We start from the raw sequence: 20,433 nt of genomic DNA on the forward strand, positions 1-20,433 counted from the left end.
TTGGTCAATCTAACCTTGGTGGGCTACATGTCTTGATTCGCAGATGGCATAAAGGTGGTTTTCTCCTGTCAAGTAAGCGCTTTGTGTAGGTGATGTGTAACCAGTAAGCTTCTTTGTTAAAGAGGATTCAAAGGGGCGAACTGGATTGGCAAGTGCTTCGCGAAATACAGCGGCTGCTTCGGTGGTCAAAGGCACGGTACGGGGCTGGGTGTTCTTGGTTTCGAGCAGGCGGACAATGCGGCGGGGAAGATCGACCTGGCTACGGCGCAGAGACGTGATTTCTGATGAGCGCATACCTGTTTCCAGCGCTATTCGCACGATCCACCCGAGCATTGGGTTGCTGTGCTTTTTGACTGCAGTGATGAGTTTAAGCTCTTCGTCTGGATCAAGGCGGCGATCTCGCCCTTCGCCTGGACTTGGTTTTCTGATGTTTAATACAGGATTGAATGTCAGGCCCAATCCCCATTCCTGAATAGCCACCGTGAAAAGATGGCTAAGCAATGCCAATTCAAGACGAACCGTGTTGTTGCTGGTCGATTGGCCGCGTGCGGTTGATGTCGAAAGGCGCTTATCTCGGTAATCAGCAATCACCTCTGCGGAAAGGGCAACAAGGGAGTATTTCCCGAGCAGCTTGATAAGCTGCTGCGCTTTGGATTTTTCCGCTCGTTGAGTTGTTGGTTTCTTCGTTGGGGTGATTTCGCTTAGATAGCGTTGCAGAGCTTTCTCGAGCGTCAAGCGCTCAGACCCGCTGCGCTGAATGTAAACACCCCGCACCATTTCATCCTCGGTGCGTCGTGACCAATCTTCGGCGTCGCGTTTGGTGCGGAAGGTTTTGGCGTTGGTCGGCCATCCGGTTTTGCGGATAACGGCCTTCCAGGTGCCGGCAGGGGTTTTAACGATTGTGGCCATCTGAAGGACTCCAAAGGCGTGCAAGCGAAGCCGCACTGTACCTAATTTGTACCTTCGGACCATAGGACTGATCCGGCTACCACAAACCCAAAAAGCCGAAAGCCGCGTAGTACGCGGCTTCAAGGTTGGTGGGCCCACACGGACTCGAACCGTGGACCAAAGGATTATGAGTCCTCTGCTCTAACCGACTGAGCTATAGGCCCTCAGTAAGTGGCCGGATTATAACGAGGGTTTCGCACCTGTGCCATCTGAAAGATCCGATAGTGCTATGCGAAGAAACGTCGCCGCGAACTCGTCCGGGGGCAGGGGCAGGCTGACGATGTAGCCCTGGATCTGCTCGCAGCCTTCAGCCGCCAGGAACCTTTGCTGAGCCTGGTTTTCCACGCCCTCGGCAATGATGGTCAGCTGCATGCTGCGGCCCAGGGCGATGATCGCGCGGGCGATGGCGGCGTCGTGGGGGTCGTCGGGCAGGCCGCGGATGAACGACTTGTCGATCTTGAGAATGTCCAGCGGCAGGCGCTTGAGGTAGCTCAGGGATGAATAACCGGTGCCGAAGTCATCGATGGCCAGCTGCACGCCCAGTTTCTTCAGTTGGTACAGCACGGCCAGGGCTTCTTCTGCCTGGCTCATGATGAAGTTTTCGGTGATTTCCAGCTGCAGGTCGCCGGCCTTGAGTTGGTATTGCTTCAGCAGCTGTTCGATGCGCCGGGCCAGGTGCGGGTGACGCAGCTGGGCGCCGGCGAGGTTGATCGACAGCGGGCCGAAGGGTTGGTAGTGCTTCTTCCAGGCCTGCATCTGCCGGCAGGCCTGCTCCAGTACCCAGTCGCCGACCTGGAGGATGGTGCCGTTCTCTTCCGCCAAGTGGATGAAGTGCTCGGGCGGAACCTCACCAAAGGTCGGGTGGCTCCAGCGGATCAGCGCTTCGGCGCCGACCAGGCTCTGGGTCTTGAGGCTGAGCTTGGGCTGGAAGCACAGGCTCAGTTCGTTGCGTTCGATGGCGCGGCGCAGTTCGTGCTCCAGGGCAATGCGTTCGCTGGCCTGAGTGGTGAGGTCGAGGGTGTAGGCTTCGACGCGGTTGCGGCCCTTGGCCTTGGAGCGGTACATGGCGGCGTCGGCGTTGCGAATCAGTGTGGCAACGTCGGTGCCGTCTTGTGGATAAAGGCTGATGCCGATGCTGGCGCTGGTGAAGAACTCGTGCTCGCCGGCCTGGAACGGCGCGTTGAAGCAGGCCAGCAGCTTGTTGGCGATGGTGCTGGCGTCACTGGGTTTGTGCAGGCCGGGCAACAGGATGATGAACTCGTCGCCGCCCAGGCGGGCCACGGTGTCGACGTCGCGCACTTGCTCCTTCAGGCGCTGGGCGATGCCCTTGAGCAGCAGGTCGCCGACCGGGTGGCCGAGGCTGTCGTTGATGTGCTTGAAACGGTCAAGGTCCAGGAACAGTACCGCGCCCTTGCGGTTGGACACCTGCGAGCAGGTGAGCGCAGCCTGCAGGCGGTTCTCGAACAGGGCGCGATTGGGCAGGCCGGTCAGTGGGTCATGGTGGGCCTGGTAGTCGAGCTTGGCCTGGGCGTGCTTGAGGCTGGAGATGTCGGCAAAAACGGCGACGAAGTGGGTAATTTCGCGCTCGCTGTTGCGCACGGCGCTGATGGTCAGCCAGCCGGGGTACAGCTCGCCATTCTTGCGCTTGTTGTAGATTTCGCCTTGCCAGTGGCCTTCATCGGTCAGCTGATGCCACATGGCGACATAGAACGCGCTGTCGTGCTGGCCGGAGGCGAGCAGGCGTGGGGTCTGGCCGAGGGCTTCGATCTCGCTGTAGCCGGTGATTTCGCTGAAGGCGCGGTTGACGGCACTGATGCGCTGGTCGATGTCGGTGATCAGCACGCCTTCGGCGGTGTTCTCGAACACGGTGGCGGCCAGCTGCAGCTTTTCCTGCATAAGGTGGCGTTCGGTGATGTCGCGGGCGATGGTCAGCATGCAGTCTTCGCCAGCAATTGGCAGCGGCCGTGCAGAGAGCTCGCAGAGGCGAATCTGCCCATCGCTGCGGCGCAAGTGGCACGTGAAGTCGCGCACGAAGCCATCGCGGTTGAGCTGTTCGACCAGGCGCTTGCGTTCGTTGAGGTCGACCCAGATGCCCAGGTCCAGCGAGGTCTGGTCAAGGGTCGGGCTGAGGTCATAGCCGGTGAGGCGGCAGAAGCCCTCGTTCACTTCGAGCAGCAAGCCGTCGCTCTGGCGCGACAGCAACAGGCCGTCGGGCGAGGCGTGGAAGGCCTTGGCGAATTTCTCTTCCGAGGTTTGCAGCTGCTCCTGGGTTTCCTTGAGCTGGCTGATGTCGCGTACCGCCACCACCAATGCGAGGTTGCCGTCGAGCTCGAAGGTTTCGGCCGAGGTCAGGCCGGTGAACAGCTGGCCGTTGCTGCGGCGGAAGCTCATTTCCAGGTTGCGGATACCGCCCTGATGCAGGCGTTCGAGCAGCCGCGGGCCGGTGCCTTCGACGCCCCACAGGTTGAGATCGGTGGCAGTGCGGCCGATGACCTGGCCCGGGGAGAGGCCGATCTGCTCTTCGAAGGCTTCGTTCACCTCCAGCAGGCAGCCGTCGCTGTGGCGGGCGATCAGCAGGATGTCGGGGCACTGCTGGAACACCGAGGCGAACTTCTGCTCGGACAGGCGCAGGGCGTCCTCGGTGCGCTTGGTCTCGCTGATGTCGATCATCAGCCCGCGCATCACTGGCTGGTGGCCATGCTCGATCATGCTGACGATGTTGCGCACCCACAATGGCTGGCCATCGGCCCGGATCACCCGGTAGTCGAGGCTGTGGTCGCGCCCGGCGGCAGTTTCGCTGTCGCAGTAGGCCTGGGCCCAGAGGGCATCCTCCGGGTGCAGGATGCTGCGCCAGAAGCCGGGCTTGAGCCAGTCGGCCAATGGGTAGCCGAGCAGGCCTTCGGCGTGGGGCGAGACGTAGCTGTAGGTGAAGTCGTTGGCGTCGGCCTCCCAGGCGATGGCGGACAGGCTCTCGACCAGGCTGCGATAGTGGTACTCGCTGCTGCGCAGCTCCTGTTCCAGGGCGATGCGCCGAGAAATTTCCGAACTGAGTCGGCGGTTGATGCGGATGACCACTGCCAGCACGGCCATCAATACCAGCACCGCGGGCAGGCCATACACCAGCAGGTCGGACCAGAACATCCGTTGGTCGACCACATAGCCCACCCAGCGTTGCTGGATCTGGCTGACTTCGCCACTGCTCATGTCGGCCATCACTTTGTCGAGAATGCCGACCAGTACCTTGTTGTCGCGCGGGGCGGCCATGGCCAGTTGGTAGCGGTAGGGCGTTTCGCCGCTGACGTAGAGGCCGTCGAGCTTGAGCTGGCGCAGGCTCCAGATGCTTGAAGCGAGGTCACCGACCACCGCGTCCACTTCGTCGGTGGCAAGGGCCTGCAGGGTGGAGCTGACGTTGGGCAGGGCCACCAGATTGAGGTCCGGGTGGTGGGTGCGCAGCAGTTCGTGCGGAGCGTAGTTTTCGACCACGGCAATCTTCAGGCCGTACAGGTCTTTCAGGTTGCGCGGTTGTGCGCCGCCTTTATGGGCGAGGATGACGATGGGGAAGTCGAGGTACGGCCGGGTGAAGGCCAGGTAGCCTTGGCGTTCGGGGGTAGACATGATGCCGGGCAGCAGGTCGATGCGGCTTTCGCGGGCTTGCGCCAGTACCTCGGTCCAGCTGCTTGGTTCGACCGGTTTGAGCGTCACCCCCAGGCGTTGCTGGATCGTGGCGATGTAATCGGCGGCCAATCCCTGGTACCGGCCCTCCTGGTCGCGAAACTCGAACGGTGGCCAAGAGGCGTCTACACCCAGGCTCAGCTGCGGGTGGGCAGCCAACCAGGCTTTCTCCTCGTCTGTCAGGGTAAGGGCGCCGGCCGTTGTGTTCCACAAAATCAGGAGCAGCAACAGAATGGCCGGCATCGGGTGCATAGCGGCCTCGCATTCAGGGGGTCTGAAGTCGAGTGTAGACGGGCATTGCTGCCGGTGTGCGATGGATGGCGGGCTTTGTGTGGTTGCGGCCGGCAGGGGGAGGCGATGAGGCCAGAACAGGCAGTGGAAGGGGCGGAAAAGAAAAACCCCGGCCTGGGCCGGGGTTTTGTCATCACTCGTCGAGGAAGGAGCGCAGATGCTCGCTGCGAGTCGGGTGGCGCAGTTTGCGCAACGCCTTCGCTTCGATCTGACGGATCCGCTCACGGGTCACGTCGAACTGCTTGCCTACCTCTTCGAGGGTGTGGTCGGTGTTCATGTCGATACCGAAACGCATGCGCAGCACCTTGGCTTCGCGTGCGGTCAGGCCCGAGAGCACGTCACGGGTGGCTTCCTTGAGGCTTTCGACCGTGGCCACGTCGATCGGGGACTGCATGGTCGAGTCCTCGATGAAGTCGCCCAGGTGCGAATCTTCGTCGTCACCGATCGGGGTTTCCATGGAGATCGGCTCTTTGGCGATCTTCAGTACCTTGCGGATCTTGTCCTCAGGCATTTCCATGCGCTCGCCCAGCTCTTCCGGGGTCGGTTCGCGACCCATTTCCTGCAGCATCTGGCGGGAAATACGGTTGAGCTTGTTGATCGTCTCGATCATGTGCACCGGAATACGGATGGTGCGCGCCTGGTCGGCGATCGAACGGGTGATCGCCTGGCGAATCCACCAGGTAGCGTAGGTCGAGAACTTGTAGCCGCGACGGTATTCGAACTTGTCCACCGCTTTCATCAAGCCGATGTTGCCTTCCTGAATCAGGTCGAGGAACTGCAGGCCACGGTTGGTGTACTTCTTGGCGATGGAGATCACCAGACGCAGGTTCGCCTCGACCATTTCTTTCTTGGCGCGGCGGGCCTTGGCTTCACCGATCGACATGCGACGGTTGATTTCCTTGATCTCGGCAACGGTCAGGCCGGTTTCGGTCTCAAGGTCGATCAGCTTCTGCTGGCAAGCGACGATGGCGGCGTCCTTTTCACCCAGGGCGGCAGCCCACTTGGTGTTGCGCTTGGCCAGGTCACCGCTCCAGGTCTGGTCGGTTTCGTTGCTCGGGAACATGCGCAGGAAGTCGGCACGCGGCATGCGGGCGTCACGCACGCACAGCTGCATGATGGCGCGTTCCTGCTGGCGCAGACGGTTCAGGGAGTCACGAACACGCTCTACCAGTACCTCGAACTGCTTGGGTACCAGCTTGATCGGCATGAACAGGTCGGCCAGGGCCTGCAGGGCCTCGACGCTGTCCTTGTGGGTGCGACCGTTCTTCTTCAGGACCTTGTTGGTGGCCTGCAGCTGGTCGTTGACCGCACCGAAGCGCTGGCGGGCGACTTCCGGGTCCGGGCCGCTCTCGGCCTCTTCCTCGTCGTCACCGCTTTCGGACTCTTCCTCGTCGTCGTCGGACTCTTCCTTCGCGGCGGCGGCCTTGGTGCCCGGGATCGGCACTTCTTCGGTCGGCGCGGCGATATTGTCGTCAGGGTCGATGTAACCGCTGAGAACGTCCGACAGGCGGCCACCTTCGGTGGTGACACGGTCATATTCGCCGAGAATGTAGTCGACAGTGCCCGGGAAGTGGGCGATGGCGCCCATGACTTCACGGATGCCTTCCTCGATACGCTTGGCGATTTCGATTTCGCCTTCGCGGGTCAGCAGCTCGACGGTACCCATTTCGCGCATGTACATGCGCACCGGGTCGGTCGTGCGGCCGATATCGGTTTCAACTGCCGCCAACGCAGCAGCGGCTTCTTCGGCCGCGGCTTCGTCGGTGTCGGCTTCCGCCAACAGAAGGGCATCCGCATCCGGAGCACTCTCGAATACGTTGATCCCCATGTCGTTGATCATGCGGATGATGTCTTCCACCTGTTCCGGATCTGAAATATCCTCAGGCAGGTGGTCGTTGACCTCCGCGTAAGTCAGGTAGCCCTGCTCACGACCGCGGGTGATCAACTCTTTGATACGAGACTGCTGTTGCGCTTTTCCGGACATAACACCCTATCCACTGAAGGTCTTGGCGGGCAAAAAACAAGCCGAGGATTATACCCGAGCATGGGCCTCACGCGCCAGATGAGGTCGGCGTTTGTGCGGGAACATTCCGGCTCAGCAGGGCGAGGAGCTGGGTTTTTTCCTCGCTGGTCAATTCGCTTTGACGTGATTTCCTGAGCAGTTGTTCCAGGCTGCGCTCGCGTTGGCGGGCGGACAAGCTAGTTATAGTGTCGAAAAACTGTTGTTCAAGGTTGTCGGCCACGATCAGCCATTCCTTTTCCGCCAGGGCTCGCAGCAGGCGCCCCTGTTCGGTGCCGTGCCAACGCGCGATCAACTGCATTGAGCTTAGCCCAGGATTTTTCTGCGCGGCTTCGATCAGTGCTACCAGCAGCTGGCTGTACAGGTGCTCTTCGTCGGCGAAGTGGCTGGCATCTTCCACCTTGCCGGCCAGCAGCGGGTGGTGCAGCAGGGTGCGCAGGGCGGCCAGGGTGGGCGGCTCGACCGGGGCCGGCACGCGGGGTGGCGCTTCGTCACGTTGCTGCCAGGGCTTGCCACCCTTGCGGTTCTTGTCCCAGGGCTTGTCGCTCCACTGCTTCTTGCCAGCGCCCTTGTTCGGCTTCCACTCCTGTTCCTGATGAACGGGGGCGTAGTCGTGCTGCGGCATGTCGCCGTAGTCGGGGGTGTAGCTGGCCATGGCGTCGTAGTCGTAGCCAGGGTCGTAGTCCGGCACGCTGCTGGAGGCCGGGGCGTGTTGCGTCAGTTGCTCGACCTGCTGCGGGTCGAGGCCGGTGATTTCCTTCAGGCGGTTGCGCATCAGTTGGCGCAGGTTGGCGCCGGGGATCTTTTCGATCAGCGGTGCGGCCAGGGTCGCCATGTGCGCCTTGCCTTCCAGCGAGCGCGGGTCGGCTTCGACGCTCAGTTGCTCGAAGAAGTAATCGGCCAGCGGCTGGGCGTGCTGGTTGATGCGGGCCATGAAGGCATCGGTGCCTTCGGCGCGCACCAGGCTGTCCGGGTCTTCGCCTTCGGGCAGGAACAGGAAACGCGCGCGGCGACCGTCCTGCAGGTTCGACAGGGTCGATTCCAGGGCGCGCCAGGCCGCCTTGCGCCCGGCCTGGTCGCCGTCGAAGCAGAACAGCACGCTGGGTACCACGCGGAACAGGCGCTTGAGGTGCTCTTCGCTGGTGGCTGTGCCAAGGGTGGCCACGGCGTTGCGCAGGCCTTGCTGGGCCAGGGCGATGACGTCCATGTAGCCTTCGACGACGATGATTTCGTCGAGGTTGCGGTTGTGCTTGCGCGCCTCGTAAAGGCCGTACAGTTCCTGGCCCTTGTGGAATACCGGGGTTTCCGGGGAGTTCAGGTACTTGGGCTTGTCGTCGCCGAGCACCCGGCCACCGAAGGCGATGATGCGTCCGCGGCTGTCGCGGATCGGGAACATTACCCGGTCGCGGAAACGGTCGTAGCGCTTGCCGCTTTCGGCGTTCTCGATCAGCAGGCCGGCATCGATCATCACCTTTTGCTGCAGGGTGTCGGCACCCAGGTGCTTGAGCAGGTTGTCCCAGCCTGGCGGGGCGAAGCCCAGGCCGAAGTCGCGGGCGATTTCCCCGGACAGGCCGCGGCCCTTGAGGTACTCCACCGCCGCTTTGCGGGTCGGGTGGCTGCGCAGGGCCTGGCGGTAGAACTCCGAGGCGGCGTCCAGTAGCGGGTACAGCGGCGAATCGGTTGGCTGGCGCGGCTTGTGGTCGCGGCGGCCTTGCTCGCGGGGCACTTCCATGCCGGCGGCGCGGGCCAACTCCTCGACGGCCTGGGGGAAGTCCAGGTTGTCGTGGTCCATGACGAAGCCCAGGGCGTTGCCGCCGGCACCGCAGCCGAAGCAGTAGTAGAACTGCTTGTCGGGGCTGACCGTGAAGGAAGGGGTCTTTTCCTTGTGGAACGGGCAGCAGGCGGAGTAGTTCTTGCCGGTTTTTTTCAGCTGGACGCGCGAACTCACCACGTCGACGATGTCGAGGCGGTTGATAAGGTCGTCAATGAAACTCTGGGGAATCAGCCCGGCCATGGCAGTCTCGTCATCTGGCAACTGGCAAGTCTAATCGCTCACGCGCCGAATGGGGCGAGTGCCGCTTGGGGAAGTGCGAGGGAATGTGTGCTCGTCGCCAGCCCCTGAGGGCCCGTCAGTCGGACGTGCACGTCTGGTCATACAGCAAGGAGGACCAGCTCTGACGTTTCAGGCAGGTTGCCCATGTGCAGTTCGCATGAAGCTTGTGCAGGGCCTTGAGCTAGCTGCTCAAGTTTGAAGCGACCACTGCCATCGCCCGGCGGTTAGCCGGGCAGGCAGAAGCTTTGCGTAGAACGTCTGTATTAGTACAGACGAACGGCGCGGCGCTGTTCGCGCTGAACTTTCTTGGCGTGACGCTTAACAGCAGCAGCTGCTTTGCGCTTACGCTCGGCGGTCGGCTTCTCGTAAAACTCGCGGCTACGAACTTCAGCCAGTACACCGGCTTTTTCGCAGGAGCGCTTGAAACGACGCAGAGCTACGTCGAAGGGTTCGTTCTCTTTAACTTTGACGGCTGGCATCCAGGGCTACCTTAATTCATTACCGGGGTAGACGTGCTCCTGGCAAAACAAAGGTGTGCTGGAGAACGTCGGTTTTCAAGGGTTGCGGATGTTAACCCTTAGCAAGCCGGAATGCAAAGCCTCTGATCGAAAACCGCTGGTCGGCATCCGACACGGGGACTATCATGCGCGGCTTCGAATTCAGCCCCCACAAGGGACGAACCCATGCTAGTACTGGGATTGGAAACATCCTGCGACGAAACTGGCGTCGCATTATACGACAGCGAGCGCGGTTTGTTGGCCGACGCGCTGTTCAGCCAGATCGACCTGCACCGCGTGTTCGGCGGTGTGGTGCCAGAGCTTGCCTCGCGTGACCACGTCAAGCGCATGCTGCCGCTCATCCGCCAGGTGCTGGACGAGGCCGGCTGCGTCGCCACCGAGATCGACGCCATTGCCTACACCGCGGGCCCGGGCCTGGTCGGTGCATTGCTGGTGGGGGCCTCCTGCGCCCAGGCGCTGGCCTTTGCCTGGGATATCCCGGCGATTGGCGTGCACCACATGGAGGGCCACCTGCTGGCGCCCATGCTGGAAGAAAACCCGCCGCAGTTTCCGTTCGTCGCTTTGTTGGTTTCCGGTGGCCATACCCAGCTGGTGCGGGTCGATGGCATCGGCCAATACGAGCTGCTGGGCGAGAGCCTGGACGACGCCGCCGGCGAAGCGTTCGACAAGACTGCCAAGCTGATCGGCCTGAACTACCCCGGTGGCCCGGAAATCGCCCGCCTGGCCGAGCGCGGCGTGCCTGGCCGCTTCGTGTTCCCGCGGCCGATGACCGACCGCCCGGGCCTGGAGTTCAGCTTCAGCGGCCTGAAAACCTTTGCCCTGAACACCTGGCAGCAGTGCCGCGATGCCGGCGACGACAGTGAGCAAACCCGTTGCGACCTGTCCCTGGCATTCCAGCAGGCGGTGGTGGAGACTTTGACCATCAAGTGCAAGCGGGCGCTCAAGCAGACCGGCCTCAAGCGCCTGGTGATTGCCGGTGGCGTCAGCGCCAACAAGGCCCTGCGCGCGTCCCTCGAGGACATGCTCGGCAGCATCAAGGGCAACGTGTACTACGCGCGCCCGCAGTTCTGCACCGACAACGGCGCGATGATCGCCTACGCTGGCTGCCAGCGGTTGTTGGCCGGGCAGCAGCAGGACCTGGCAATCAGCGTGCAGGCACGCTGGCCGATGGAGCAGCTGCCGCCGGTTTAAGCGTCAGAAGTGCCGTTCGCGCCCGGCAAACAGGTCGCGCAGGTTGCTGCGGTGGCGCCACACGATCATCGCCGTCAGCACGGTGATTGGCAGCAGGGCCTCGGGCTCGCGCCAGGCCAGCAATGGCAAGGTCAGTGGTGTGGCGATCAGCGCCGCCAGCGAGCTGGTGCGGGTAAGGTAGAAGGTCAGCAGCCAGGCGCCGATGGCCAGCAGTGCGGCCGGGAAGTAAAGAGCCATGAGCATGCCGGCGGCGGTTGCCACGCCCTTGCCGCCCTGGAAGCGGAAGTACAGCGGGAACAGGTGGCCCAGCACCGCGCACACGCCAACCCAGGCCTGCGCGTGCAGGTCCAGCCCGGCAAGGCGGGCGAGCAATACTGGCAACAGGCCCTTGCACAGGTCGCCAAGCAGGGTCAGGATCGCCAGTTTGCGGCCTGCCAGGCGTAGCATGTTGGTGGCGCCGGCATTGCCTGAGCCGCTGGAACGCGGGTCCGGGCTGCCCGTGAGGCGGCTGAGGACGATGGCGAAGGACAGCGAGCCGAGCAGGTAGGCGAGCAACGCCAGTAACCAAAACATGCTAACTATTCCGGGCGAGGACGCCCTGATTCTAACGGCGCCAGTCGCCCTTGTCGTGCTGTGGAGAGAAGTGCTTGGACAGAGTGTTCATCGAAGGCCTGGAAGTCGATACCGTCATCGGTGCCTATGACTGGGAGCGGGATATTCGCCAGTGCTTGCGCCTGGACCTGAGCTTTGCCTGGGACAACCGCCCGGCAGCGGCCGGTGACGACCTGAACCTGGCCCTGGACTATGCCAGCGTGTCGGCGCGCATCCAGGCGTTTGCCGAACAGGCCCGTTTCGAGTTGGTGGAAACCTTCGCCGAGCGCCTGGTGGCGGCATTGATGGAAGAGTTCCACATCCCGTGGGTGCGGTTGAAACTGACCAAGCCGGGTGCGGTGCCTGCGGCCCGTGGTGGTGTTGGCGTGGAGATCGAGCGCGGATGTCTCTGAGCACGGTTTACCTTGGCCTTGGCAGCAACATCGAGCGCGAGGCGCACTTGTGCGCCGGGCTCGATGCGTTGGCCGGCATCCTGACCGATATACGCTGTTCGCCGGCGTTCGAAAGCCAGGCGGTGGGGATCAAGAGCGGGCCGTTCATCAACTTCGTGGTGACCGGGCAGACTGCGTTGCCGTTGATCGAACTGGACCGCCGGCTGAAGTTCATCGAGGCCGACAACGGCCGCTATGCGCCGGACCGCAAAGGGCTGCCGCTGGATATCGACGTGCTGATGTATGACGATTTGCACGGCACGTTCGATGGGCTGGTGTTGCCTCGGGCCGAGATCCTGAAGAATGCCTTCGTCCTGTGGCCGCTGTCGCTGCTGGCGCCGGAGCTGGTGCATCCGGGGGTAGGCAAGACGATGGCGCAGTTGTGGCAGGAGGCGCGGATCGATCAGGTGTTGGCGCCGGTTGCCTTTGAGTGGCGTGGGTTGCAGCTGACTCCGGCATAAGCCTGTACCGGCCCTTTCGCGGCTAAAGCCGCTCCCACAGGGATCGCATGATGCCAAATGTTGTGCGATCCCTGTGGGAGCGGCTTTAGCCGCGAAGGGGCCGGTATGCTCAACCGAGCTTGTAAGCCTCGAGGGCTTTCAGCCGCTCACCTTTGAGCGCTTCGCCCAAGGCCTGGCCAGTCAGCCCTGCCTGCACCAACGGCTTCACATCCACCGCCCGCGCCGCCGCCGCTGCCCCGCGCAGGTAATCGGCCTGTGGATAACCCGATTTGCCCTCGCCTAGCGCGGTCATCTCGCAAGCGATCAGGAAGTCCTCGAACCGCTGCGGTCGCCGGTACACATCGAACTTCTGCAACAGCTCCAGCAATGCCGTGGCAGGCAGCTCCAGCGCCTGGTTGCCTTGCGCCAGGCACTCACCCGTCAGTAACGCCAGCTCCTGGCACTCTCGCGGCGCCTTGAGGCGCTGGTTGACGGCTTTGATCGCGGCTGGGGCCAGCGCCCGCAACAAGCAGGCCCAGCGTACATGCAGGGGCTGTTCGTGCAATGCCGCCTGTTCCAGCGCTGCCAGGGCCTGGGGAGCGTCATCAAGCTCAGGCAACAGCTGCTGCAGGGCGCCACAAGCATGCAACACCTGGAAGAACACCTGCGGCTGCGCCTCCATCAGCGCCCGCTCGATTTCCTTCCAGCTGCGCTCGGCAGTCAGCGCCTGCAATTCGCCAGAGGCGCTGATCTGGCGCATCAGCTCAAGTGTCTCATCGGCAACCCGGAAACCCAGCGGTGCATAACGGGCAGCAAAGCGTGCTACGCGCAGCACGCGCAAGGGATCTTCGGCGAATGCCGGGGAAACATGGCGTAAAAGGCGCTGATCGAGATCGTCCTGGCCATGATAAGGGTCGTACACCGTACCCGCCTCGTCCTCGGCCATCGCATTGATGGTCAGGTCACGGCGGATCAAGTCCTCTTCCAGGGTTACATCGGGGCTGGCGTGGAAGGTGAACCCGCCATAGCCACGCCCGCTCTTGCGTTCGGTGCGCGCCAAGGCGTATTCCTCGCCGGTTTTCGGGTGCAGGAACACCGGGAAATCAGCGCCGACCGGTCGAAAGCCCTTGGCGTGCATTTCCTCGACCGTGGCGCCGACCACCAGCCAGTCGATATCGCTGACAGGGCGGCCGAGCAAGCGGTCGCGCACGGCGCCGCCGACTTTGTAGATGTGCATGTGCAACTCTCCATAACTGCCGACAGGATACCCTGTCGGCAGTCGTGGCGTGGCACTAGAGGTGGTGGATCACAGCCAGGTCCATGCGGCCGTAGTCGCCGTTTTCGCCGTGTTCGCCGCGTGGTGGCATGTGGTGGGTCTTCATTACCTGCTCGCCCTGTACGGTCTCCAGATGGATGTCGAAGCCCCACAGGCGGTGCAGGTGCTTGAGCACTTCATCGGTCGAGTCGCCCAGCGGTTTGCGGTTGTGTTGCTGGTGGCGCAAGGTCAGCGAGCGGTCGCCGCGGCGGTCGACGCTCCAGATCTGCACGTTCGGTTCGCGGTTGCCCAGGTTGTACTGCGCCGCCAGCAGTTCGCGAATGGTCCGGTAGCCAGCCTCGTCGTGGATGGCAGGTACATACAGGTCGTCGCGCTGGTCGTCATCGAGGATGCTGAACAGCTTGAGATCGCGCATGACCTTGGGCGAAAGATACTGCAGGATGAAGCTCTCGTCCTTGAAGCTGCTCATGGCGAACTTGATGGTAGAAAGCCAGTCACTGCCGGCAATGTCGGGGAACCAGCGGCGATCTTCCTCGGTCGGGTTTTCGCACATGCGGCGGATGTCGGTGTACATCGCAAAGCCCAGTGCGTAGGGGTTGATGCCGTTGTAGTAGGGGCTGTCGAAGCCGGGCTGGAACACCACGCTGGTGTGCGACTGCAGGAACTCCATCATGAAGCCTTCGGTGATCAGCCCTTCGTCGTACAGGTCGTTCATCAGCGTGTAGTGCCAGAACGTCGCCCAGCCCTCGTTCATCACCTGGGTCTGACGTTGCGGGTAGAAATACTGGGCGATCTTGCGCACGATGCGCACCACCTCGCGCTGCCACGGTTCCAGCAACGGGGCGTTCTTCTCGATGAAATACAGGATGTTTTCCTGCGGTTCGGCGGGGAAGCGCGCATCATCGCGATCATTGCCCTTGTCGGCGCTTTTCGGAATGGTCCGCCACAGGTCATTGATCTGCCGCTGCAGGTGCTCCTCGCGCTCCTTCTGCCGGCGCCGCTCCTCTTCGGCGGAAATCGGGTAAGGCCGCTTGTAACGGTCGACGCCATAGTTCATCAGGGCATGGCAGGAGTCGATCAGGTCTTCCACGGCATCGATGCCATGGCGCTCTTCGCACTGGGCGATGTACTGCTTGGCGAACACCAGGTAGTCGATGATCGAGCTGGCGTCGGTCCAGGTGCGGAACAGGTAGTTGCCCTTGAAGAAGCTGTTATGGCCGTAGCAGGCATGGGCGATCACCAGTGCCTGCATGCACATGGTGTTTTCTTCCATCAGGTAGGCGATGCACGGGTCGGAGTTGATCACGATCTCGTAGGCCAGGCCCATCTGGCCGCGGCTGTAGGACTTTTCCGTGCTGAGGAACTGCTTGCCGTAGGACCAGTGGTGATAACCCAGCGGCATGCCGACCGAGGCATAGGCGTCCATCATCTGCTCGGCGGTAATCACCTCGATCTGGTTGGGGTAGGTGTCCAGGGCGTAACGCTCGGCCAGGCGGCTGATTTCCCGGTCGTAGGTCTGGATCAGTTCGAACGTCCACTCGGACCCGGTGGAAATGGGTTGGCGTCTCTGTGCTCTGGCGGTCATGTGGCTAACCTGCGCTGGAAGAGTTCACGGAAGACCGGGTAGATGTCGCCGGCCGATACCAACTGCTGCTGGGCGAACGTGTCGGGGAAGGCTTCGCCGATGCGCTCGTATTCGTACCACAGCGCCTGGTGCTCTCGCGGGGTGATTTCAACGTAAGTGTAGTACTGCACATGCGGCATGATCTGCTTGGCCAGGATGTCGCGGCAGATCGGCGAGTCGTCATTCCAGTTGTCGCCGTCGGAGGCCTGGGCGGCGTAGATGTTCCAGTCGCTGGCCGGGTAGCGTTCGGCCATGACCTCCTGCATCAGTTTGAGTGCGCTGGAAACGATGGTGCCGCCGGTTTCCCGCGAATAGAAGAATTCTTCCTCGTCGACCTCACGAGCGCTGGTGTGGTGGCGGATGAAGACCACTTCGATGCGCTCGTAGTTACGCTTGAGGAACAGGTACAGCAGGATGAAGAAGCGCTTGGCGATGTCCTTGGTGGCCTGGGTCATCGAGCCGGACACGTCCATCAGGCAGAACATCACCGCCTTGGAGCTGGGGTTGGGCTGCTTGACCAGCAGGTTGTACTTGAGGTCGAAGGTGTCGAGGAAGGGCAGGCGGTTGATGCGTGCCTTCAGGCGTTCGATCTCATGTTCGACTTCCTGGATATCGGTGAAGTTGTCTGGTTCCTCGACCTTCAGGCGGGCGAGTTCCTTCTGTGCTTCGCGCAGCAGGGCGCGGCTGCTGCCGGTCAGGGCGATGCGTCGGGCATGGGCCGAACGCAGGGTGCGCACGATGTTGATGCGTGACGGGTTGCCTTCGTTGGCGATACCGGCGCGCACGGTCTTGAAGGTGTCGGCCCCGGTCAGGTGACGTTTGACCAGGTTGGGCAGCTCGAGGTCCTCGAACATGAACTCGAGGAATTCTTCCTGGGTGATCTGGAAGACGAAGTCGTCCATGCCCTCGCCGGAGTTGCCGGCCTTGCCACGGCCGCTGCCACCACCGCCGCCGCCTTGCGGCCTGGGGATGTGTTCACCGGCGGTGAACTCCTTGTTGCCTGGGTGCACGATGGTCTGTTTGCCCCCACGACCATGGTGCAGCACCGGTTCGTCGATGTCGCGCCCCGGAATGCTGATCTGCTCGCCATGTTCCATGTCCATGATGGAACGGCGGCTCACCGCCTCTTCGACGGCTTTCTTGATGTGCTCGCGGTACCGCCGCAAGAAGCGCTGGCGGTTCACCGTGCTCTTGTTCTTGCCGTTCAGGCGTCGATCTATAACGTAGCTCATGGTCCCTCCGGTAGCTGGGAACAGCTGCACGCTTCAAGCTACGAGCCGCTTCACGTAAAGGCAGCAAAGCAGCTGCCGCCGCCCAAGGCTGGTGTAGCAGCCTTGGGCGCGCGGTGGGTAGCTTGTCGCTTTATTGCGATTTCCTGACCCGCAGGTACCATTCCGACAGCAGACGAACCTGTTTGTCGGTATAACCACGCTCCACCATGCGCGTGACGAAGTCGTTGTGTTTCTGTTGGTCCTCCTTGCTGGCCTTGGCGTTGAAGCTGATGACCGGCAGCAGGTCCTCGGTGTTGGAGAACATTTTCTTCTCGATCACCACCCGCAGCTTTTCGTAGCTCAGCCAGCTCGGGTTCTTGCCATTGTTGTTGGCTCGGGCACGCAGCACGAAGTTGACGATTTCGTTGCGGAAATCTTTCGGGTTGCTGATGCCGGCCGGCTTCTCGATCTTCTCCAGTTCTTCGTTGAGGGCGATACGGTTGAGGATTTCGCCGGTTTCCGGGTCGCGGTATTCCTGGTCCTGGATCCAGAAGTCGGCGTACAGCACGTAGCGGTCGAAGATGTTCTGGCCGTATTCGCTGTAGGACTCCAGGTAGGCGGTCTGGATTTCCTTGCCGATGAACTCGATGTAGCGCGGGGCCAGGTACTCCTTCAGGTAGCGCAGGTAGCGTTCGCGCACTTCGGCAGGGAACTGTTCCTGCTCGATCTGCTGTTCCAGCACATACAGCAGGTGCACCGGGTTTGCGGCCACCTCATGCGGGTCGAAGTTGAACACCTTGGAGAGGATCTTGAAGGCAAAGCGGGTCGACAGGCCGTTCATGCCTTCGTCGACGCCGGCGGCGTCCCGGTATTCCTGGATCGACTTGGCCTTCGGATCGGTGTCCTTGAGGTTTTCTCCATCGTACACCCGCATCTTCGAGTAGATGTTGGAGTTTTCCGGCTCTTTCAGGCGCGACAGCACGGTGAACTGGGCGAGCATCTTCAGCGTGTCGGGTGCGCAGTGGGCCTTGGCCAGCGAACTGTTGATCAGCAGCTTGTCGTAGATCTTGATTTCGTCGCTGACGCGCAGGCAGTACGGCACCTTGACGATGTAGATCCGGTCGATGAACGCCTCGTTGTTCTTGTTGTTGCGGAAGGTATGCCATTCCGATTCGTTGGAGTGGGCCAGCAAAATCCCGGAGTAGGGGATGGCGCCGAGGCCTTCGGTACTGTTGTAGTTGCCTTCCTGGGTGGCGGTGAGCAACGGGTGCAGGACCTTGATCGGGGCCTTGAACATCTCGACGAATTCCATCAGGCCCTGGTTGGCCCGGCACAGCGCGCCCGAATAGGCGTAGGCGTCAGCGTCGTTCTGCGGGAATTCCTCGAGCTTGCGGATATCCACCTTGCCGACCAGGGCCGAGATGTCCTGGTTGTTCTCGTCGCCGGGTTCGGTCTTGGCGATGGCGATCTGGTTGAGGATCGACGGGTACAGCTTGACCACCTTGAACTTGCTGATGTCGCCGCCGAACTCCTGCAGGCGCTTGGTGGCCCAGGGCGACATGATGGTGTTCAGGTAGCGCCGCGGGATGCCGAACTCTTCCTCGAGAATGGCCCCGTCTTCGGTGGCGTTGAACAGCCCCAGGGGCGACTCGAATACCGGCGAGCCCTTGATGGCGTAGAACGGTACCTTTTCCATCAGCTGCTTGAGTTTTTCGGCAAGCGACGATTTACCACCGCCAACCGGGCCCAGCAGATAGAGGATCTGTTTCTTTTCTTCCAGGCCTTGGGCGGCGTGGCGGAAGTAGGACACGATCTGGTCGATGCACTCTTCCATGCCATGGAAGTCGGCAAAGGCCGGATAGCGGCGGATAACCTTGTTGGAGAAGATTCGCGACAGTCTGGAGTTGGTTGAGGTGTCGATCAGCTCCGGCTCACCGATGGCCAGCAACAGCCGTTCGGCCGCCGATGCGTAGGCACTGCGATCCTCTTTGCACAGCTCGAGGTACTCCTGCAGCGAGAGTTCTTCCTGGCGCGTTGACTCGAAACGTTGTTGGAAGTGGCTAAAAATACTCATGACGTCACCTCGCTCGATACGTGGAGACGACGCCGGATCAGTCAGCTGATGCTGGCATGCAACCGGGTCCGCCGGCTGCTGTATACCCCCCAGAACACCCTGTAACGCTACCGATGACCCGCACGCCGGTGTACCGGCTCTCCCCTTTTTCTGGATGGCCTGCGCTTAAGAATAGTTGGTTATCCGCAAGGTCAAGGGCGAGGGGCGGAGAAGTTGCGAACGACCGTTCGTCAGATAAGCCGCAAGCCCGCACGGGGCGCGGGCTGCAGTAAAAATGAAAAAATTATTCGGCAGTGCCCTGGGCGGTCTCGGCCGGGTAGGTAGTGCGCCACAGCTCAAAGCCGCCGTCCACGCTGTACACGTCGGAGAAGCCCTGGTTCACCAGGTAGGCGGCAGCGCTCTGGCTGGAATTGCCGTGGTAGCACACCACCAAGGTCGGGGCATCGAGGTCGGCATTGCGGATGAACTCGGCGACCGAATGGTTATCCAGATGCCTGGCGCCGGTGATGTGGCCGGCGGCAAAGGCCTGCGGGTCGCGAATGTCGACGACTACCGCACCTTGCGCGCGCAGGGCCAGGGCCTGTTCGGGAGGGATGCGCTTGAATTCGCTCATGGGTACGGCTTCCTTCAGGGTTGATCGTTCAGTGTAGGCGTTTGGGTGGGGAGGCGTAAGTTGCCGTCGTCGCTGCAGTCACAGCGGTGGTATTCGCCGCTGTCGACGTTGTACAGGGTCATGGCGCCGCCCCACACGCAACCGGTGTCCAGGGCGATGATGCCGGGCTCGTTCACCTGCCCCTGCAGGGCGGCCCAGTGGCCGAAGATGATCTTCACATGGCGTGAGCGGCGGTCCTTGTGCGCGTACCAGGGCTTGTAGCCTTTGGGCGCGGTATCCAGGCCTTCCTTGCTCTTGAAGTCGAGCTTGCCCTCGGGGGTGCAGAAGCGCATGCGCGTGAGGCAGTTGGTGATGACCCGCAGGCGTTCGATGCCGCTGAGGTTCTTGTTCCACTTGTTCGGCTCGTTGCCGTACATGCCGTCCAGGTACAGCTTCAGGCGCTCATCGTCGCGCAGCACTTCCTCGACCTCGGCGGCCAGCGCCAGGGCTTTGCCCAAGGTCCATTGCGGCGGAATGCCGGCGTGTACCAGGGCGATGCCACGGGGCTCGTCGTAATGCAGCAGCTTTTGCTGGCGCAGCCAGTCGAACAGCTGGTCAGCGTCCGGCGCTTCGATGATCTCGCGCAGGGTGTCGCTTTTCTTCAGGCGTTCGACGTTGTGCCAGGCGGCCAGCAGGTGCAGGTCATGGTTGCCCAGCACGCACACCAGCGACTGGCGGATGGAATAAAGGAAGCGCAGGGTTTCCAGTGACTCGGGGCCGCGGTTGACCAGGTCGCCGACCAGCCACAGGCGGTCGACGGCGGGGTTGAAGTTGACCCGTTCGAGCAGGCATTTGAGTGGCTGCAGGCAGCCCTGCAGGTCACCGACGGCGTAGGTAGCCATCAGTGCAGCGCTCCGGGCACCGCCAGGCGGAAGGGGGCGATCTCGGCATCGAAGCGTTTGCCGTCCTCGGCGAACATCTGGTAGCTGCCCTGCATGGTGCCCACGCGGGTGCTGATGACCGCGCCGCTGCTGTAGGTGTGGCTCTGGCCTGGGTCGATATCGGGCTGTTGGCCAACGACACCGGCACCGCGCACTTCCTCGACCTCGCCGTCACCGTTGGTGATCAGCCAGTGACGAGACAGCAGCTTGGCCTTGAGCGAGCCATTGTTCTGCACGGTAATGGTGTAGGCGAAAGCGAAGCGACTGTTTTCGGGGTCGGATTGTTCTTTGAGGTAGCGGGTCACGACGCTGACGTCGATCTGATAGCGGGGGTCGGACATGCAAGGGCCTTGGGCGAGCTGACGCAATAATGCAGTCTAGGCCATTGAGAGGGGGGAGGGCCAGCGGTGCAGGGGCTTGAGGTCTTTGTTGCCAGTACCGGCCCTTTCGCGGGTAAACCCGCTCCCACAGGGATCACACAGATTTCAAGGGTTGTGCAATTCCTGTGGGAGCGGGTTTACCCGCGAAAGGGCCGATAC

16 protein-coding genes and 1 tRNA gene are annotated in these 20,433 nt (G+C 62.0%); 3 read left to right on the forward strand and 14 right to left on the reverse strand.

Annotated features, from left to right (window positions below):
- Positions 1-9: 9 nt before the first annotated feature.
- The 6 genes from ACIQYU_RS21745 to rpsU all read right to left on the reverse strand — a co-directional run bounded on the left by ACIQYU_RS21745 (position 10) and on the right by rpsU (position 9,463).
- A complete protein-coding gene (locus ACIQYU_RS21745) occupies positions 10-909 on the reverse strand; it encodes a tyrosine-type recombinase/integrase (RefSeq protein ID WP_402802149.1) in 900 nt (299 codons plus the stop codon).
- Positions 910-1,035: 126 nt separating this feature from the next.
- Positions 1,036-1,112 (reverse strand) — tRNA-Ile (locus tag ACIQYU_RS21750).
- 16 nt (positions 1,113-1,128) lie between these two features.
- Positions 1,129-4,872 carry an EAL domain-containing protein gene (locus tag ACIQYU_RS21755; RefSeq protein ID WP_207834138.1) on the reverse strand — a complete coding sequence of 1,248 codons (3,744 nt, stop codon included), beginning with the start codon at positions 4,870-4,872 and terminating at the stop codon, positions 1,129-1,131.
- A gap of 172 nt (positions 4,873-5,044) precedes the next feature.
- Positions 5,045-6,895, reverse strand: a complete 1,851-nt coding sequence (rpoD, locus tag ACIQYU_RS21760; RefSeq protein WP_207834148.1) for an RNA polymerase sigma factor RpoD — start codon at positions 6,893-6,895, stop codon at positions 5,045-5,047.
- A gap of 67 nt (positions 6,896-6,962) precedes the next feature.
- On the reverse strand, positions 6,963-8,945 hold the full coding sequence (dnaG, locus tag ACIQYU_RS21765) for a DNA primase (protein ID WP_241106186.1): 1,983 nt from the start codon (positions 8,943-8,945) through the stop codon (positions 6,963-6,965).
- A 302-nt stretch (positions 8,946-9,247) separates the two neighbouring features.
- Entirely contained in the window at positions 9,248-9,463 is a 216-nt protein-coding gene (gene rpsU, locus ACIQYU_RS21770; protein WP_003255575.1) for a 30S ribosomal protein S21, read from the reverse strand.
- 204 nt (positions 9,464-9,667) lie between these two features.
- Between rpsU and tsaD the strand changes: the two genes are divergently transcribed.
- Positions 9,668-10,693: a tRNA (adenosine(37)-N6)-threonylcarbamoyltransferase complex transferase subunit TsaD gene (tsaD, locus tag ACIQYU_RS21775; RefSeq protein ID WP_063914574.1), complete on the forward strand. Its 1,026-nt coding sequence runs from the start codon at positions 9,668-9,670 to the stop codon at positions 10,691-10,693.
- A 3-nt stretch (positions 10,694-10,696) separates the two neighbouring features.
- On the opposite strand, the gene plsY is transcribed toward tsaD, so the two are convergent.
- On the reverse strand, positions 10,697-11,266 hold the full coding sequence (plsY, locus tag ACIQYU_RS21780) for a glycerol-3-phosphate 1-O-acyltransferase PlsY (protein ID WP_063914575.1): 570 nt from the start codon (positions 11,264-11,266) through the stop codon (positions 10,697-10,699).
- 74 nt (positions 11,267-11,340) lie between these two features.
- Between plsY and folB the strand changes: the two genes are divergently transcribed.
- Both folB and folK read left to right on the forward strand, forming a co-directional pair.
- Positions 11,341-11,697, forward strand: a complete 357-nt coding sequence (gene folB, locus ACIQYU_RS21785) for a dihydroneopterin aldolase (protein ID WP_009682799.1) — start codon at positions 11,341-11,343, stop codon at positions 11,695-11,697.
- Positions 11,688-12,197, forward strand: a complete 510-nt coding sequence (gene folK, locus ACIQYU_RS21790; RefSeq protein ID WP_207834159.1) for a 2-amino-4-hydroxy-6-hydroxymethyldihydropteridine diphosphokinase — start codon at positions 11,688-11,690, stop codon at positions 12,195-12,197. Before folB ends, folK begins: the two co-directional genes overlap by 10 nt.
- A 109-nt stretch (positions 12,198-12,306) precedes the next feature.
- Here the strand turns inward: folK and ACIQYU_RS21795 are convergent, their stop codons facing one another.
- From ACIQYU_RS21795 to apaG, 7 genes are all read right to left on the reverse strand, one after another.
- Positions 12,307-13,413: a multifunctional CCA addition/repair protein gene (locus ACIQYU_RS21795; RefSeq protein WP_207834168.1), complete on the reverse strand. Its 1,107-nt coding sequence runs from the start codon at positions 13,411-13,413 to the stop codon at positions 12,307-12,309.
- A gap of 55 nt (positions 13,414-13,468) precedes the next feature.
- Positions 13,469-15,037 carry a SpoVR family protein gene (locus ACIQYU_RS21800; protein ID WP_063914578.1) on the reverse strand — a complete coding sequence of 523 codons (1,569 nt, stop codon included), beginning with the start codon at positions 15,035-15,037 and terminating at the stop codon, positions 13,469-13,471.
- Entirely contained in the window at positions 15,034-16,308 is a 1,275-nt protein-coding gene (locus tag ACIQYU_RS21805) for a YeaH/YhbH family protein (protein ID WP_046614422.1), read from the reverse strand. Before ACIQYU_RS21805 ends, ACIQYU_RS21800 begins: the two co-directional genes overlap by 4 nt.
- 130 nt (positions 16,309-16,438) lie before the next feature.
- Positions 16,439-18,361: a PrkA family serine protein kinase gene (locus ACIQYU_RS21810; protein ID WP_015268718.1), complete on the reverse strand. Its 1,923-nt coding sequence runs from the start codon at positions 18,359-18,361 to the stop codon at positions 16,439-16,441.
- Positions 18,362-18,644: 283 nt separating this feature from the next.
- Positions 18,645-18,974, reverse strand: coding sequence for a thiosulfate sulfurtransferase GlpE (gene glpE, locus ACIQYU_RS21815; RefSeq protein ID WP_233694697.1), 330 nt, complete (start codon positions 18,972-18,974; stop codon positions 18,645-18,647).
- 14 nt (positions 18,975-18,988) lie between these two features.
- Positions 18,989-19,855, reverse strand: coding sequence for a symmetrical bis(5'-nucleosyl)-tetraphosphatase (locus ACIQYU_RS21820; protein ID WP_207834176.1), 867 nt, complete (start codon positions 19,853-19,855; stop codon positions 18,989-18,991).
- Positions 19,855-20,235 carry a Co2+/Mg2+ efflux protein ApaG gene (gene apaG / locus ACIQYU_RS21825; protein WP_207834185.1) on the reverse strand — a complete coding sequence of 127 codons (381 nt, stop codon included), beginning with the start codon at positions 20,233-20,235 and terminating at the stop codon, positions 19,855-19,857. Before apaG ends, ACIQYU_RS21820 begins: the two co-directional genes overlap by 1 nt.
- Between the last annotated feature and the right edge of the window lie 198 nt (positions 20,236-20,433).

It is taken from the genome of Pseudomonas sp. NPDC096925 (assembly GCF_044762545.1).
Classification (GTDB): domain Bacteria; phylum Pseudomonadota; class Gammaproteobacteria; order Pseudomonadales; family Pseudomonadaceae; genus Aquipseudomonas.

Coding starts and splice junctions, on each gene's coding strand:
- ACIQYU_RS21745 (WP_402802149.1), bottom strand. CDS start 909: ATGGCCACAATCGTTAAAACCCCTGCCGGCACCTGGAAGGCCGTTATC.
- ACIQYU_RS21755 (WP_207834138.1), bottom strand. CDS start 4,872: ATGCACCCGATGCCGGCCATTCTGTTGCTGCTCCTGATTTTGTGGAAC.
- rpoD (WP_207834148.1), bottom strand. CDS start 6,895: ATGTCCGGAAAAGCGCAACAGCAGTCTCGTATCAAAGAGTTGATCACC.
- dnaG (WP_241106186.1), bottom strand. CDS start 8,945: ATGGCCGGGCTGATTCCCCAGAGTTTCATTGACGACCTTATCAACCGC.
- rpsU (WP_003255575.1), bottom strand. CDS start 9,463: ATGCCAGCCGTCAAAGTTAAAGAGAACGAACCCTTCGACGTAGCTCTG.
- tsaD (WP_063914574.1), top strand. CDS start 9,668: ATGCTAGTACTGGGATTGGAAACATCCTGCGACGAAACTGGCGTCGCA.
- plsY (WP_063914575.1), bottom strand. CDS start 11,266: ATGTTTTGGTTACTGGCGTTGCTCGCCTACCTGCTCGGCTCGCTGTCC.
- folK (WP_207834159.1), top strand. CDS start 11,688: ATGTCTCTGAGCACGGTTTACCTTGGCCTTGGCAGCAACATCGAGCGC.
- ACIQYU_RS21795 (WP_207834168.1), bottom strand. CDS start 13,413: ATGCACATCTACAAAGTCGGCGGCGCCGTGCGCGACCGCTTGCTCGGC.
- ACIQYU_RS21800 (WP_063914578.1), bottom strand. CDS start 15,037: ATGACCGCCAGAGCACAGAGACGCCAACCCATTTCCACCGGGTCCGAG.
- ACIQYU_RS21805 (WP_046614422.1), bottom strand. CDS start 16,308: ATGAGCTACGTTATAGATCGACGCCTGAACGGCAAGAACAAGAGCACG.
- ACIQYU_RS21810 (WP_015268718.1), bottom strand. CDS start 18,361: ATGAGTATTTTTAGCCACTTCCAACAACGTTTCGAGTCAACGCGCCAG.
- glpE (WP_233694697.1), bottom strand. CDS start 18,974: ATGAGCGAATTCAAGCGCATCCCTCCCGAACAGGCCCTGGCCCTGCGC.
- ACIQYU_RS21820 (WP_207834176.1), bottom strand. CDS start 19,855: ATGGCTACCTACGCCGTCGGTGACCTGCAGGGCTGCCTGCAGCCACTC.
- apaG (WP_207834185.1), bottom strand. CDS start 20,235: ATGTCCGACCCCCGCTATCAGATCGACGTCAGCGTCGTGACCCGCTAC.